Origin of the sequence: Algoriphagus sp. (assembly GCF_039969895.1) — a bacterium.
Taxonomy (GTDB): domain Bacteria; phylum Bacteroidota; class Bacteroidia; order Cytophagales; family Cyclobacteriaceae; genus Algoriphagus.
In genome coordinates this window covers 153,311-169,782 of record NZ_JBDVMZ010000026.1, presented here as the reverse complement: position 1 = coordinate 169,782, position 16,472 = coordinate 153,311, and the positions used below count along the sequence as shown (strand labels likewise).

At 41.8% G+C, this 16,472-nt stretch carries 12 protein-coding genes; 8 read left to right on the top strand and 4 right to left on the bottom strand.

Translation table 11 applies throughout. The features are described 5' to 3' along the window. Positions 1-45 precede the first annotated feature (45 nt). The 4 genes from ABJH64_RS19045 (at position 46) to ABJH64_RS19030 (ending at position 2,735) form a co-directional block, all read left to right on the top strand. Entirely contained in the window at positions 46-897 is an 852-nt protein-coding gene (locus ABJH64_RS19045; protein ID WP_348274263.1) for a universal stress protein, read from the top strand. A gap of 154 nt (positions 898-1,051) precedes the next feature. After that, complete coding sequence (locus tag ABJH64_RS19040) at positions 1,052-1,402, top strand: translation initiation factor (protein ID WP_348274264.1); 351 nt, start codon at positions 1,052-1,054, stop codon at positions 1,400-1,402. 82 nt (positions 1,403-1,484) lie between these two features. Continuing rightward, complete coding sequence (locus ABJH64_RS19035) at positions 1,485-1,835, top strand: DUF1801 domain-containing protein (RefSeq protein WP_348299129.1); 351 nt, start codon at positions 1,485-1,487, stop codon at positions 1,833-1,835. A 12-nt stretch (positions 1,836-1,847) separates the two neighbouring features. Continuing rightward, positions 1,848-2,735, top strand: coding sequence for an EamA family transporter (locus tag ABJH64_RS19030; protein ID WP_348274266.1), 888 nt, complete (start codon positions 1,848-1,850; stop codon positions 2,733-2,735). A gap of 25 nt (positions 2,736-2,760) precedes the next feature. Here the strand turns inward: ABJH64_RS19030 and ABJH64_RS19025 are convergent, their stop codons facing one another. From ABJH64_RS19025 to ABJH64_RS19015, 3 genes are all read right to left on the bottom strand, one after another. Continuing rightward, the gene (locus ABJH64_RS19025; RefSeq protein WP_348274267.1) at positions 2,761-3,642 is read right to left on the bottom strand and encodes a transglutaminase family protein; all 882 of its coding nucleotides are present in this window, start codon (positions 3,640-3,642) and stop codon (positions 2,761-2,763) included. 71 nt (positions 3,643-3,713) lie between these two features. Continuing rightward, positions 3,714-6,254: a circularly permuted type 2 ATP-grasp protein gene (locus tag ABJH64_RS19020; RefSeq protein WP_348274268.1), complete on the bottom strand. Its 2,541-nt coding sequence runs from the start codon at positions 6,252-6,254 to the stop codon at positions 3,714-3,716. A 40-nt stretch (positions 6,255-6,294) separates the two neighbouring features. Then, complete coding sequence (locus tag ABJH64_RS19015; protein WP_348274269.1) at positions 6,295-9,639, bottom strand: transglutaminase family protein; 3,345 nt, start codon at positions 9,637-9,639, stop codon at positions 6,295-6,297. A gap of 249 nt (positions 9,640-9,888) precedes the next feature. Here ABJH64_RS19015 and ABJH64_RS19010 point away from each other — a divergent pair, with 249 nt between their 5' ends. The 4 genes from ABJH64_RS19010 to ABJH64_RS18995 all read left to right on the top strand — a co-directional run bounded on the left by ABJH64_RS19010 (position 9,889) and on the right by ABJH64_RS18995 (position 14,645). After that, complete coding sequence (locus ABJH64_RS19010; RefSeq protein ID WP_348274270.1) at positions 9,889-10,563, top strand: ROK family protein; 675 nt, start codon at positions 9,889-9,891, stop codon at positions 10,561-10,563. Between the two features lie 272 nt (positions 10,564-10,835). Continuing rightward, entirely contained in the window at positions 10,836-12,050 is a 1,215-nt protein-coding gene (mnmA, locus tag ABJH64_RS19005; protein ID WP_348274271.1) for a tRNA 2-thiouridine(34) synthase MnmA, read from the top strand. A 238-nt stretch (positions 12,051-12,288) separates the two neighbouring features. Further along, positions 12,289-13,008, top strand: a complete 720-nt coding sequence (locus ABJH64_RS19000; protein WP_348274272.1) for a pseudouridine synthase — start codon at positions 12,289-12,291, stop codon at positions 13,006-13,008. Between the two features lie 164 nt (positions 13,009-13,172). Next, on the top strand, positions 13,173-14,645 hold the full coding sequence (locus ABJH64_RS18995) for a M28 family peptidase (RefSeq protein ID WP_348274273.1): 1,473 nt from the start codon (positions 13,173-13,175) through the stop codon (positions 14,643-14,645). Positions 14,646-14,926: 281 nt separating this feature from the next. Here the strand turns inward: ABJH64_RS18995 and ABJH64_RS18990 are convergent, their stop codons facing one another. Further along, positions 14,927-16,213, bottom strand: coding sequence for a nucleoside transporter C-terminal domain-containing protein (locus ABJH64_RS18990; protein WP_348274274.1), 1,287 nt, complete (start codon positions 16,211-16,213; stop codon positions 14,927-14,929). Positions 16,214-16,472 lie beyond the last annotated feature (259 nt).

The window sequence follows — 16,472 nt, the reverse complement described above, 5'->3', positions numbered from 1 at the left end:
TCCTTCAAAATGGGCTAATTTGGCATAAACCAACAAAGCGCTGTTATGATTAAACTACTTGTCCCCTTCGACTTCTCAGAGCAAGCTCAAAATGCTCTTGATTTGACTACCCATCTATCAAGTAAGTTTGATAATGTGGAAATCACAGTTTTACACGTCATTGAAGTCCCATCTACAAGTGGAATGGGAACGATGGGTGGCGGAGAAATGATTCCTGAATACGAAAATCAAATTTTCTTCATAGAGCTCATGAATAAGCGAAAGCAGCAGTTCAAAGATATGGAGAACAAATACGCTGGTAATAAATATAGATTGAATACCAAAATCGTATTGGGAAATGCTTTTCAAAATATTTCCTCAGCGATAGTCGAAGAAGATCCTGACATGGTAATCATGGGGTCCAAAGGATCTAGTGGTATGGAGGAAGTATTACTCGGTAGCAATGCCGAGAAAGTGGTACGTACCTCCCATTGTCCAGTTTTGACAGTTAAGGCTAACATAAATCCGGATTCATTCAAAAAGATTGTTTTTGCTAATGATTTTAGAGAAGATCAAGATGAGTTGGCACAAAGACTGAAAAATCTCCAAAAATGGTTTGACGCAGATCTATACCTCGTGCTTATCAATACCCCTGGCAACTTTGAAACTACCAGAGAGTCAACGGCTAGGATTAAGACATTTGTTCGAAAATACGCGATAGAACATGCTGTAGCAGAGATCTACAATTCCGTTTCCGAAGAAGTGGGAATAGTTGAATTTGCCGAAGATATAGATGCAGATATGATCGCGATGGCGACTCACGGGCGTACAGGTCTGGTTCATCTATTTACAGGAAGCATCGCCGAAGATGTGGTGAATCACGCAAAGCGTCCAGTCTGGACTTTTAAGATTAAATAATTTTGAGATATTAACCAGAATGAGGCTGACTCAAAACTACTGCTTGTCAAAATGAGCAAAGTCGAAATGCCGCAGCATTTACTGCTGATGACTTACGACTCCGATCATCCTGACAATTCCAGTCCCTCATGAGACAGCCTCGTTTTTATTTGATATGGCTAAGAACAACGATTGGAAAAAGAGAGACGGTGTAGTCTATTCCACAAGTGATGATTTTGAGTTTCAGACCAGCGACACTGAGAGCGTAGATACTCTCGCTCCAAATCAGCAAAATCTCAAAGTTTTACTAGACAAAAAAGCACGTGCCGGTAAAAAAGTCACGCTAATTGAAGGTTTTGTCGGTAGTGATGATGATCTTAAGGAATTGGGAAAAATGCTCAAAAATAAATGTGGCGTAGGTGGATCTGCAAAGGAAGGGGAAATCCTTATTCAGGGTGACCACAGAGACAAGGTAGTCCAAGTCCTTCAATCCGCAGGCTACAAAGCCAAAAAGTCTGGGGGATAAAATCCTGATATAACTTTCAACGAATCTTCTCATGCAATTTAATTCTGATGTTACGGATTTCCTGGATTCCCTAAATCATCCAATGAGAGAAGAAATCGATTATTTGCGGAATCTATTTCTTCAATCGGGTTTAGGATTATCAGAAAACATCAAATGGAATGGCCCAAACTTCATGCATGAAGGACTGGATAGGTTCACGATGAAAATTCATCCATCCACTAAAATTCAGCTTATACTCCACCGGGGAGCAAAAGTTTTGAACCATCCTAAAAATAGACTAGTCGAAGATCCCACCAAGTTGATGTCCTGGAAATCAAATGATAGGGCTGTACTAACTTTTAATAATAAGGCAGAAATAATCGCCCAGTCACCTGAGTTAATTCGTATCTGCAGCGATTGGATTAAAGCTTCTAATGAACACGTATCTAGGTAAACTGAGAACTTTTTGGCTGAAATACTACTCATTTCACTTGCGGTTTTTCTAAGGGTTGTCTCAAACCCGGTTGGAAATGTATTTCAAAAACAAATCACTCAAGAAGGTTCTCATCCGCTTTGGGTCAATTTTCTGACTTACCTCCTACTTTCTTGCATTTGCCTATTTGCTTTCAGCTATGTGAAAGTTGATAAACTTGGTTATGACTTTTGGTTTTATTCTCTACTCGGAGGAATATTTGGAGCCCTAGGAAATGGACTTTTGGTCAAAGCGCTTCAAAAGGGAAACCTCTCTATTCTAGGCCCAATCAACTCCTATAAATCTATTGTAGGTTTGATTTTCGGCTTTATTCTACTGGGAGAAATCCCAAATATTTGGGGAATTATTGGAGTCGCAATCATCATCTTCGGAAGTTCTTTGGTTCTAGATACTACAGAAGAGCGTTTTACTCCTGCTTTGCTGAAAAACAAAGAAATACAATATCGGATTGGAGCGATGGTTCTTACAGCGATTGAAGCCGTTTTTGTAAAAAAAGTCATCCTAGCTTCTTCACCGGCAATCGCCTTTATCTCATGGTGTATTTTTGGAGCAATATTCTCGTATTTCTTGGTCTTCCTTTTCAGAGTTGATCAAAAAAATCAGATTTCAAATCTAACGTCGAACACGATCAGCAAGCTTACTTTCTTGGTTGTTTGTATTGGGACTATGCAGCTGTCAACCAACTTCGTTTTCGAAAAAATGGATGTTGGTTACGCACTATCCCTCTTTCAACTCTCCATTCTGGTGAGTGTGCTTCTCGGTTATCGAGTTTTTCAAGAAAAGGATATTAAGAAAAAGATTATCGGTTCTGCAATTATGATAGCTGGATCTGTGATGATTATACTATTGAAAAGTTCATAAAGCCACTACCTCAAGTGAAGATTTCCTATCCTTCCTCTATATTCCTCACATCTACACTTACCTTCATTTCCTGCTTACTACCGCTATACACTATTCCTTTTAAAGGTGTTACATCTGCGAAATCTCTCCCTACAGCTACCCGAATATGCTTATCATTCACCAAAAGATTATTGGTGGCATCCAATTCTACCCATCCATGTCCTGGTACATAGACTGCTATCCAAGCATGGGAAGCATCTGCTCCTACTAACTTTGGCTTTCCCGGAGGAGGAAGGGTTTCCAAATAACCACTTACATATCTCGCAGAAAGTCCTATCGCGCGTATACAAGCGAGTGAAAAATGCGCAAAATCCTGACATACGCCCTTCTTGTGCTTGAATACTTTTTCCAGCGGAGTACTGATATCTGTAAAACCGGGCGTAAAAGTAAAATCTTCAAAAATCCGGGTATTCAGATCCATCATGGCCTCCATAATTGGGCGATTGGGCGTGAAGGACTTCAATGAATATTCCTGAATCCCTTCTACAAATTGAACGTGTTTCGACTCCAGGTAATATTGCCTTATATCGGTGGATGTCTGAGTAGAATGAAGTAATTCCACCACTTTTTCCCAAGGCAAAGTAAAAGCTGGCTTCACCGACATCCAAGCTGGTGTACTGAGTTGGACTACACTTGTTGATTTGACTGTCAAGTTTTTATGCGGTCTTTCTACAGAAAAATACAAGTACTTATTCCCAAAGAAATCTTCTCGCTCAAGCTCTGAACTTGGTCTTGGGTTGATTTCACAGGAATATTCCAAAACTTGTTGAAAAGCAAGCTCAGGTGGAATCTGAAACATCAGGTTGTGACAGAGTGTCGCCGGAAAATCGTAGATATAATCGGTAATATGCGTAACCTTATAGTTCATGAGTTTCTATTATGCTATTTCTACCTCTTCCTTGTTAAAACTTTTCCCTCTATTCTCAGAAAGATTTATCATCATATTTCTGGAATTACCGAAGATTGAATCATGCTATAGCGGGAGTCTGTATGACTGAAATACTTCTCGTAGATAGCATCAGAAGTCTCATGCAGCAGACCAATAATTTGATCTAACAAGGCTCTCAATTCCTCATATTCCTGAGTAAGCTCACTTGGCGTCGAAACAGCATCAATATCGCACAACCTGATTTTGGTGATTGCCTCAAGAAGTTTTTTTCTCTCAGGACTAAAAAGCTCCTTTTCATTCTGGTTTGGAAGTGTTTTGAGATGGTTATCTATCTCTGTCAATTGGAAAATCACCGATCGCGGGTTGTCTTCATGCAAGATCAACAAGCTTAACACGCCGTGCATTTCTAAGTTGGATCGGTAGCGATACCTATACGTGACCAAACTTTCATTGCAGCGCAAAGTATCCTCCATCAGCTCTTTGTTAGATTCCGAATCATAGGATTTACTTAGCATTCCTTTCAATATGAGACAGTTATTAGCTGCCGACTCTATGAATCGACCTATGTTCAACAAGTGCCAGGTAGATTCCCGAGTCATATTATCGATATTCAAACCATAAAATGCCATCAGCTTGATCACCATATTATCAAGACTTTGATAGGCCTGCATCAGGGTGGAGTCAGATTTTTGCATTCTGGTGAGTTCTTCAGAGATACTATCCAAAATCCTCCAAGTATCCAAACTCAATCGATCCCGAACTGCATAGGCATTGGTGAGAAATGATTGGATACAATGGGCCAAGCTTCCCACTTTCTTGACATCATGCACTAGGATTAATAGTTCCTTCTCTGGATTTTTTAAATTCTTTTTCTCTGAAAAACCTGGTAAAGTACCCGTCATCACGGTTAGCGTCTGAAGCAACGTGCTCAAAACCGGGTTTTCGTGAATATGAATATCCTCATCTGATTCATTATAGGAAAGAAGTGTCATCCGCATGAGTCTCACTGAATAAGCCGCTCGTTCCAGGTATCTCCCCAACCAAAACAAACGCTCACCTGCCCGGCTAGGAAGCACATTCCTTACCAAAGGTTGAGTTTTGACGGCTTTCACTACAGATGCAGCAACCTCCTTACTTTTACCTAACACCCAGGTATCCTTGCTTATTCCCCCGGTTTGGTTGGAAATCAAAAAGGCTCCTTTATCTGGAGAACTTCTAGACATACCTCCAGGCATTACTTTATAGCATTTATTCTCCGAGTCAGCCACCACATAGGTTCTTACCACTGCGTTTCTGGCTTCCAGTTTATTATTGATCCAAGCTGGAGTAGTAGAGAAATCCACCATTTCCTGGCCTACATACATGAATGGATTTCGGCGAATCACACGCTTGAGTTCTTCCAATTCGGTTTTTGAAAGATTACCTCCAAAAACAGATTTCTTCTGATTTCCTCTGTAAATATTACGAATCACCAACGTCTCCATGTGCTCAAAGACGTACTTCAATTCTGAAGGCTGACCGCACCACCAGGTAGCCACTGAGGGCAATTTCAGCTCTTCACCTAGCAGATGCTTACTGATTTTAGGTAAAAAAGCCATTAAACCCGGATTCTCCAACACTCTGCATCCCAGTGGATTAATCACCAATACTTTTCGTTGTCGCACTGCTTCCATCAAGCCCACCACGCCCAAGTGAGAATCATTTTTGAATTCCAGTGGATCACAAAAAACATCATCCACACGGCGAATGATGACATCTACTTTTTCAAGGCCCTTGATCGTTTTCAGCCAAACGTAACCATCACTCACGGTCAGATCTTCACCAAAAGCAAGCGTAAACCCCATAAATGAAGAGATGTAGGCATGCTCAAAGAAGGTTTCGTTGGTAGGTCCAGGAGAAAGCAACACGACCCGTGGGTTTTCCTTATTATTGATCGTGAGGTTACTCAAGGTGTTTTTGAACGTCTGATAGTAGGAAGTGATTTTACGAGCGTGATTTTCTCTGATCAACTCAGGAAAAACCCGGGTCATCGCTGCCCTATTTTCGAAGGTATAGCCAGACCCCGAGGGAGCATCCGTACGATCATGAAGAACCCACATCCTGCCATTAGGGCCTCGAGCCAAATCAGCCGAGTATTGGATGAGTTGCTGGTCTCCATCAAGTTTGACGTGATGAGCTTGACGCAAAAAACCACCATGATTATAGATCAATTCGAACGGAATATGACCTTCTTTGATCAGCGTTTGATCTCCGTACAAGTCCTTCAAAACCAGATTTAAAAGCTCTGTTCGCTGAACCAATCCTTGTTCTATTCCCTCCCATTCTTCGCTACTGAAAATCATCGGAACAGGATCGAGAATCCATGGTCTATTCATGCCATTAGGATCACCATAGACATTGTAAGTCACGCCATTTTCTCGAAGCTGACGGCCCACTTCCTCATGGAATTGCCGCATACGCTCACTGCCTATCTGCTCATAGTATTTGGCCACCCGCTCCCAATGGGGCTGTATTTTGCCCTGATCGGTAGCCATTTCATCTAGAAACGGAGCATTATTGAACATTTTGTCAATAAGATAAGACTCAATCATTCCGCAAAAATGAACTTAAAGGCTGTTAAATAATAAACAATTAGCGTTTTTTATATCGCCTAAGATCCATCGTATGTGGAAATTCTGGATTAACCATTTCGGGCGCTTCATCATATGTTGACTTCGATGTCATTTTAGTGATATACCTTCCTGTTTTATGATCTTCTTGCGAAGTGGCCGAGAGGTCTGGAGTGGGATTGATGGTGTGACCAAAATCAAAAAACCGTGAAATTCTACGGGATTCTGCCTCATTACTATTGATGGGGAAATTATCATAACTCCTGCCTCCAGGATGAACTACATGGTATTGGCATGCTGCCACTGATTTTTTCGCCCAATTATCAAATAGATCAATCACCAGCGGAGTGTCTATTCCTATAGTAGGATGTAAGGCCGAATAAGGCTGCCAAGCTCGATATCGAATTCCGGCTACATACTCACCCTGAACTCCTGTATTCTTCAAGGGAATTCTATGTCCATTGCAAAGCAAATAATAGCGGGAATCTGTCAGACCAGTGATTTTCACCTGAAGTCTCTCCAGAGAAGAATCGACATAACGTGCTGTTCCTGAGCTTGAAATCTCCTCACCCAATACGTGCCAAGGTTCTATCGCCATACTCAGATTGATATGAATATCTTCTGCCTGCAGCTCGCCAATAAATGGAAAACGAAACGAGAAAAAAGGATCAAACCACGCTAAATCAAAATCATAGCCTGCGCTTTTCAAGTCATTGACCACCTCTTTCATGTCTTTTTGACAATAATGTGGAAGCAAAAATTTATCATGTAATGAAGTTCCCCAACGCACCAGTTTATGATCATAGGGAGTTTTCCAAAACCAACTCATCAGCGCACGGATCAAGAGTAATTGCACCATACTCATCCTGTAATGCGGTGGCATATCAAAACCACGAAATTCCAAAATTCCTAACCGTCCACTGCTTGAATCAGGAGAATACAATTTATCAATGCAGAACTCCGCCCGGTGCGTATTTCCGGTAATATCGACCAATAAATTCCTGAACACCCGATCTACCATCCAGAATGGAATCTCATTCTCTTTGCCGCTAGGCACCTGCTGAAACGCCAGCTCCAATTCATACAACATGTCATCTCTACCCTCATCCACACGCGGCGCCTGGCTAGTTGGGCCGATGAATTGGGTGGAAAAAAGGTAAGACAAGGCCGGATGATGCTGCCAATAGGTAATAAAACTCTTCAAAACATCCGGTCTCCTGAGCAAAGGACTGTTTTCTGGGGAAGAACCTCCCAGGGTAATATGATTCCCGCCACCTGTTCCGGTATGCTTTCCATCCACATTGAATTTTTCAGAAATCAATCTAGACTCACGGGCTTTGTCATAGATCACCTTATAGATATGCGTGACTTCTTTCCAGCTTTTCGCTGGCTGCACATTAACTTCTATCACTCCAGGATCAGGGGTGATCATCAATTTCTCTATGCGCTTATCAGCTGGAGGATCATAGCCCTCAATTAAAATTGGCATTTTCAACTTCTCAGCGGTACGCTCCACTGCTGAAACTAGATCAAGATAATTTTCAATACGGTTGAGCGGAGGAAAGAAAATGAAGAGCTTACCTTCTCTTACCTCTACCACTAAAGCTGTCTTGAAAATTCGCTTCGAATTCTTTGGAGCATTTTTGAAAGAAGCTGCACTAAGTCCTGAATCCGGCAAAGCAGAAACCTCAGCAAACAAGTCAGTTTCTGGTTTCATCGGTTCTTTTTCGGGGGGAGTAAACTCAATAGAATCCAGAGGCAATCTCAATCCCGCAGGAGAATTTCCTGGCACCAAGAACAAATCTTTTCTTCTGAATTCCCATTTGCAACTTTGCCATAACTTTTCTTCATAGTTCCATTCTAATGGAATGCTAAAGGCAACGGGTTTATCTAAACCTTCATTGAGCAGTTCAGCTAATTTTTGACGCTCAAGTGGGGATTTTAGATCGTATTTGTAAGGATCGATATTTACAGGAACTTTCCCCTCCTGCCATATAAAATAGAAAGGATCCTCATATAGCGGGGTCAAATTGTTTTTGACAAGATTAAGCTGAGACAGAAGTTCGTCCATGAAAAGCTTCGCATCTTTATCAACCATCCCATAGTTTTTAGACAAATCAGCCATCAATGCATCATTATGCCACATTGGTTTACCGTCCTTTCTCCAAAAACAAGCGAGTTTCCACCTTGGCAAAGGCTCACCCGGATACCATTTCCCCTGGCCGTATTGCATGAGCGCGCCAGCACCGAATTCTCCTTTTAGCTTATGAAAAAGGGTGTTGGAAAGACTGCGCTTGTGCTCCCCATCCGCGTCAGTATTCCATTCGGGCGCATCCTGATTGTCAACCGAGACAAAAGTAGGCTCACCACCCATCGTCAAACGCACGTCGTTAGCCTCTAAATCTTCATCGACTCGATCACCCACAGCGAGTATTTTCTCCCATTGCTCTTCCGAGTAAGGCTTGGTCACTCGGGGTGTTTCCTCTATTCTGGTCACTTCATTTTGAAAGAAAAACTCAGTCTCCGCAGGTTCGGACATCCCAGAAATAGGCGCTGCATCCTGAGGACTTGGCGTGCAAGCCAGCGGAATATGCCCTTCTCCAGCAAATAAACCTGAGGTAGAATCCAAACCTATCCATCCAGCTCCAGGCACATAAACCTCCGTCCAAGCATGTAAATCGGTGAAATCTTCCTCAGGACCTGATGGACCATCGAGGGATTTCTCATCTGATTTCAACTGCACCAAATACCCAGAAGCAAAACGAGATGCTAACCCTACATGCCTTAAAACCTGCACAAATAGCCATGCAAAATCACGACAAGACCCAGACCCCAAAGTCAGCGTTTCTTCACAAGATTGCACACCTGGTTCCATGCGGACATTGTACCGAAGCTCTTGATTGATCATCACATTGATCGCGACGAGATAGTCCACCGTAATGATATCCTTGGTAATCAATCGCTTCGCTTTTTCCACCAATTTCATCAACATGGGATCAGCTTCTTTGAGTTCTAGATACGGTCCAAGCTGCTTTTTGACACTTTCATCGTATTCGAAAGGAAACTTATCGGCATAATCTTCCACAAAAAAATCAAAGGGGTTGATCACCACCATATCGGCGATTACTTCCACGTCGATTTCAAAGAATTTCACTTTATCTGGAAAAACTATCCGTGCTAAATAATTACCGAATGGATCTTGCTGCCAGTTGATGAAGTGATTTTCGGGCTTAATATTCAAGGAATATCCCTTGATGTGCGTGCGCGAATGAGGGGCTGGACGCAGGCGAATTACCTGTGGACTCAATACGATATGACGATCATATTCGTATTTGGTATAGTGCCGGATAGCAACTTTGATAGACATAGGATAGGTTGGGAATTCTGGTTCAAAAAGGACAAATCACTTCAAATGATTAAATGATTTGGGTTAGATGGGCTGTAAGTAGTTCATGTAATTTAAAGTAAGTATTGAGAGTACACAGCATTTGTAGAAAGAAAAATCATTTTGAGCAAAAAATATAGTTGCATTAACGTAAGGCATTTTTTCAGCTAAAAATGTCAAATGATTCAATTTCTTCTTCGGTAAGTAAACATTTCTAATTAGTTTCAATGAATGGAAAAAAGCAAAAAGAAAATCCTCGTAATCGATATCGGAGGTTCAAATATTAAAATCCTGGCCACAGGTGCCGCGGAAAGAATTAAAATCCCATCTGGAGCGGATTTCAAGCCCGAAGTGATGGTTGAGTTAGTAAAAGAACATGCAGCACAGTGGGATTACGATATGATCACCATGGGTTTTCCGGGAGTGGTCAAAGAAAATAAAATAGTTTCCGAGCCCGTGAACCTTGGCGAGGGCTGGAACAAATTCGATTTCCAAGCTGCTTTCGATCGTCCGCTGAAGATAATAAATGACGCTGCTATGCAAGCTCTAGGAAGTTATGAAGGTAAAAAGCTGCTCTTTCTAGGTTTGGGAACTGGTTTGGGAACTGCTATGGTCGTTCACAATACTATTTTACCAATAGAAGGTGGACATCTCCCTTTTAAGAAAAAAACTTTTGAGGACTATGTAAGCAAGGAATACCTAACCAAGAGTGGTTCGAAGCGATGGGAGAAAAACGTGCTCAAAACGGTAGAAATATTCCGTGCAGCGTTTCAGCCAGACGATATTCTTTTGGGTGGAGGCAATTCCAAATTGCTCACCACAGTACCAGAAGGATGCAGATTGGGAACCAATGAGAATGCGTTTAAAGGGGGTTTTAAACTTTGGGAAGAGGATTTTAAATTGTAAGTTATTTCAGCCACTAAGCACACAAAGAAGGCGCTAAGTTAAGAGATGATTTTACTTGGAGATTTTCATGTTTTCCGCCGTCGTTCGTGTCTCACGAACGACCTGTTAATAACATACGTTAGCCCTATCAATTCAAACTGTAGGCGCTAAGGATAAACACAGCTCGCGAGATTTACCTTACCTTTGTCCCATTCAGAACCATTTTAGATAGTAAAACTGTTCTGGCATCATTGTAACCTAATGGACCTTGAATCCATTACTTATTACATCATATGAAGACAAGACCTAGAGTAGTAGTCGGCCTCTCCGGAGGGGTCGATAGTTCCGTAGCTGCTCAACTTCTCATCGAGCAAGGCTACGAAGTCATCGGGATGTTCATGAAAAACTGGCACGATGAGTCCGTCACGATTTCCAATGAATGCCCTTGGATGGAAGATTCCACTGATGCCATGCTCGTGGCAGAGAAGCTGGGAATTCCCTTTCAGGCGATAGATCTCAGTGAAGAATACAAGGATAGAATTGTGGACTATATGTTTGCTGAGTACAAAGCAGGTAGAACTCCCAATCCGGATATCCTTTGTAACAGAGAGATCAAATTCGATATTTTCCTGAAAGCTGCTGAGAAGCTTAAAGCAGATTTTGTGGCCACGGGGCATTATTGCCAGAAAGGTGAGACTATGGGAGCTGATGGTAAAAAAACCTACCAATTGCTAGCTGGAGCAGATCCAAACAAGGATCAAAGCTATTTCTTATGTCAACTGAACCAAAGTCAGTTGGCGAAAGCGCTCTTCCCTATCGGACATTTGCAAAAACCAGAAGTACGGGCCATAGCCAAACAAATGGATCTCATCACGGCTGACAAAAAAGACAGTCAAGGGCTTTGTTTTATAGGGAAAGTGAGGCTGCCTGATTTTCTACAGCAGCAACTAAAACCTAAAAAAGGGCAAATCATACAGATCCGGGAGGACTTGGCAATTTATAAAAAGCAACAAATCCCCGCCGGAATCTCTCCTGAAGATTACGATCAGGAAACTTTGGATGCTATTTCACTACCCACTCACTATACTCAGGATCAGGGAAAAGTATTGGGTGAGCATAATGGAGCTCATTACTTTACCGTAGGTCAGAGAAAAGGCCTTCACGTGGGAGGAACCGGAAAACCACTATTTGTGATTGCTACGGACACGCAAGAGAATGTTATTTACACAGGCTTGGGAGAAACTCATCCTGGCTTGTTAAGAGATGGGCTTTTTGTCAAAAAGGAAGAGATCCACTGGATCCGTGAGGACTTGAAACTTGCTACTGGAGAGGCTGCCCAATATGAAGCTAGAATTCGCTATCGTCAGCCACTCAGCGGAGCTACGCTAATCCAAAAAGAAAATGGACTCTATGTCATCTTCGAGCAACCTCAAAAAGGCGTGGCTTCAGGACAGTTTGTCGCTTGGTATGATGGAGAGGAGTGTATAGGTTCGGGGACGATATTCTGAGATTTACGAGTTTTACGTCATTGCGAGGAACAGCCTTCCCCGATGAATCGGGGAAGCAATCTCATTTAATCAATAATTCTGCTTCGATTGCTAATGAGGTTGGCTTCCAAAGTTCATTTCATTAGCTTTTTTTGAACCAAATTCAAATCCTGTTTACACTAGTTGAAAATAGGTTGATTCGCCAAATCTTTACTTTGATCTTTATTTACAAATAGTTAGCCTAAATGCTAAATACTAAATGCCAAATCCAATAATTCCTAATCCCCCTGCTTTAGAAATACTTTTCGAAGACGAACATCTTATCGCTATCAATAAGCCTTCGGGACTATTGGTTCACCGAACTTCGATCGCAGCGGAGGAGACAGTTTTTGCTTTGCAAATGCTTCGGGATCAGATTGGGCAGCATGTTTCTCCTGTGCATAGACTGGATAGGCCTACGAGCGGAGTTTTGCTTTTTTCCAAAAAGGAGGAAATACTACCCCTGCTGAAGGAGCAATTTGCTGATCGGTCTGTTCGGAAAACATACTTAGCCATTGTACGAGGAATTCCTGCTAACAAATTAGCCTTGATAGACCATCCACTGACAAGTGAGCGCTCAAACAAACTTCAGGAAGCCCAAACACATTACAAAGTATTGGAGGAAGCCGAGATTCCTTTTGACACCACAGGCAGATATCCAACGAGTCGCTACAGTTTGCTGGAGTTAAAACCAGAAACTGGCCGAACGCATCAAATCAGGAGGCATTTAGCACATATTCGACATTACATTTTGGGAGACAAAAAGCACGGAGACAACAAGCAAAATCAGTTTTTTGAGAAGCAGTTTGGGATGGAAAACTTGCTTTTGCATGCTAGAAGTCTTGAATTTTCACATCCCATTACCAAACAAAAGATTATTGTGTATGCAGATTGCCCAACTCATTTCCTAAAAACCATGAAACATCTTGGTTGGAAATAACTCCATTCAACTTATTAGAGCCATTTGTTTCCTAAAATTGAATTACTTTAGAAGTCAAAATAAATGAGATTAATCCAAACTAACCTCACCAAAGTAGTGCATCACTCATTGGTTTTACTCACTCTAAGGTTGGATTCATCCTATCCAAAACAACTAGTAAGCACATGAAAAAATTACTTTTAGGTCTCAGCCTAATGCTATCAGTGACTATCGTAGCTGAAGCACAGAAGAAGAAAATTGACAAGAAGTTTGACGAAAAAGATGCAATTGCTGATTTGACTTACCTAGCTTCTGACGAACTGAAAGGCAGGGATCCTGGCACACCAGAAATGGCCTTAGCCTATGACTTTATTGCAAAAGAGCTAGAAGCAGCTGGTGCAAAGCCAGTTCCTGGAGGCGAGGGGTATTTTCAGAATATTCCATTTATGAAGTCATCCCCACCTAGCAGAGGTGAAATCAAGGTGAAAGAGACTGAGTACTCTCAAGGAAAAAACATGCTCGTGATCAATGGAGACGCTATATCTGGTACCTATGAGTTAGTAGATGTAGGCTTTGGAATGGCTGCTGATTTGGAAGGAAAAGACCTAAAAGGCAAAATTCTATTGACCAACGTAGGTGCGCCAGATAGAATGAGTCCAGCGGATTTGTTCAGCCTAGGGGCTGAGAAAGCAAAATTGGCTGAAGCTGCAGGTGCTGTGGGAGTGATTGAGAGATTCAACATTCCTTCTATTCCATGGGCATTGATTTCCAATTATTTGAATCGCACTCAGTTGGTAATAGATAATGGAGAATCCAGCAAAATGCCTTACATCTGGATCGAAGATGTGAAAAACACCTTCAAAGAGCAATTGACAGCTGGAAAGGTGGACGCTACACTTTCTATAGAAGGAAAAATCAACACCTCAGTTGACGGCAAAAATGTACTTGCCTGGATTGAAGGAACGGACAAGGACCTGAAAAATGAATATGTTATGCTTTCTGCACATTACGATCACGTAGGAATTGGTACTCCCGATGCTTCTGGCGATTCTATTTACAATGGAACTCGGGACAATGCCGTTGGAACTGTGGCCGTAATGAATGCAGCTAAGTTTTTCGCCAAAAATCCACCAAAAAGATCCATTCTTTTGGCACTTTGGACGGCTGAGGAAAAAGGATTGTTGGGTAGTGGATATTTTGCAAGCAATCCGCTAATCCCTTTAAATCAGATAGTTTACAACTTGAATATAGATGGTGCTGGTTACAATGACACATCTATTATTACCGTAATCGGTTTGGGAAGAACTACTGCTGATGATTTGGTAGCAGAAGCAGTTTCAGATTTCGGTTTGAAAGCAATCGCTGACCCTGCTCCGGAACAAGGACTTTACGACAGATCGGATAATGTGAACTTCGCCAAAGAAGGTATCCCAGCTCCTACTTTCAGCTTGGGTTTTACCGCATTTGATGATGAGATCAACAAATACTATCACAAAGCAGGTGACCATGTGGATTCCATGGATCTGGATTATGTGACACTATACTGGAAATCGTATATTCTAGCTGCGCAAAACATCGCAAATGCTGCCGAACAACCTATGTGGGTTGCAGGTGATAAGTATGAGGAAGCTGGGAAAAAACTTTACGGAGATAAGTAACTGTTGTAAGTTGTAAAATTTGTGAAAAGTAAGAGGTGAAAAGTGGGATGTAAATGCATCTCATTTTTCACCTCTTTTTTCTGATAGTCCTAGATAGAAAATCTAAAAATGAATTCCATTCTGAAGTCACAAGCTAACATCTGGAGTATAAGGACTGAAAGCCCTGAACAGCAAAGCCCAACTCTTCAGGAATGGGTTTTAGAATGATTTGGTTGGAATAAAAGCACTGAAAGAGCGAGGTGCTTTTTTTACCTTGTAAAAATCGTAGGAACTCCAAAAACCTACCCAAACAACATCCCCGCAATCGTAGCTGTCATCAGACAGGCAAGCGATGCTGCAAGTAATGATTTCAGCCCTAATCGGCTAATATTTGCTTGCTGATTTGGAGCGATAATGGCGATTCCACCTAATTGAATTGCTATGGAACTGAAGTTAGAGAATCCACAAAGGGCATAAGTGGCGATCACAATAGACTTGGGACTGAGGCTCCCCATTTCCTTCATTTCAGAAAGGCTCAAATAAGCTACGAATTCATTAATGACGGTTTTCTGTCCTAGTAAAGATCCAACCTGAAGCGTATCAGCCCACTCCACTCCTATCACCCAGGCAAATAATCTAAATACCTGTCCAAAGAGATATTCCAAAGAAAACCCTTGGAACTGTCCATTAGTGGTTCTTACCACAAATTCATTTAAGCCAGTAACATCACCCAAGATTCCCATCAATAGGTAATTAACTGCTGCGATCACGGCTATAAACGCCAAAAGCATCGCGCCTACGTTCAACGCTAGTTTCAAGCCTTCCGAAGCGCCTATCGACATGGCATCGATCAGGTTTACACCCATCGCCTCTTCGTTCACCTCGAGCTTATCTTGCACTCGCTCCTTTTCCACCTCAGGGATAAACATCTTGGACATTACGATCGCTGCCGGAGCATTCATAATACTTGCGCCAAGCAAATAGGCAGCAAATTTACTTTGCTCCTCCAAACTATCTCCTCCCAGAAAAGCCACATATCCCGCTAAGACTCCACCAGCAATTGTCGCCATTCCTCCCGTCATCAGGCACATCAATTCTGACTTACTCATCTGAGGGATGAAGGGACGAACGAGTAAAGGTGCTTCTGTTTGTCCCAAAAAGATATTTCCAGCTGCTGACAAACTTTCCGGCCCTGAGAGCCGCATCGTCCTTGACATCACCCATGCAATACCAAATACAACTTTCTGGAGAATTCCCAAATAGTATAACCCTGCTGAAACTGTAGAGAAAAAAATGATAGTTGGTAATACCTGAAAAGCGAAAATAAAACCAAAGCCATCTCCAGCTAGGTCTCCAAAAATAAAGGAAGCTCCGTCTTGACTAAAGCTCAGGAACTTCACAAAACCTCTAGAAACCATTGCAAACGCAGACTCTACCACTGGAACTTGAGTAATTAAAAACCCAAAAACAAGTTGAAGAAGTATTCCAATCCCAACCAATCTCCAGTCGATTTTCTTCTTGTTACTTGAAAAAACAAAAGCCACCAAAACGATGACTGCCAGACCAAAGACTCCTCTTAAATAATCCATTCAGTAAGTAGTGCGAATAAGGCCTAAAAATAAGTAACCCTAGCACAGAAAACAATCTAGGTTTGGTAGATGATAGTGAAAAGTGAATGTTGGAGTTATAAAAGTGTTCAGTTTTCAGTGATCAGATTTAGCGGTAGTGACGAAAGTTGCTCATGCCTTCTGATTTGAACTTATAACATTGCAGTCTTAGAATGTTGTAATTATAAGTCCAGCTTCTGGAGAAGCAGGACAACTGGAAATCAGACTTCAACTAAATCAA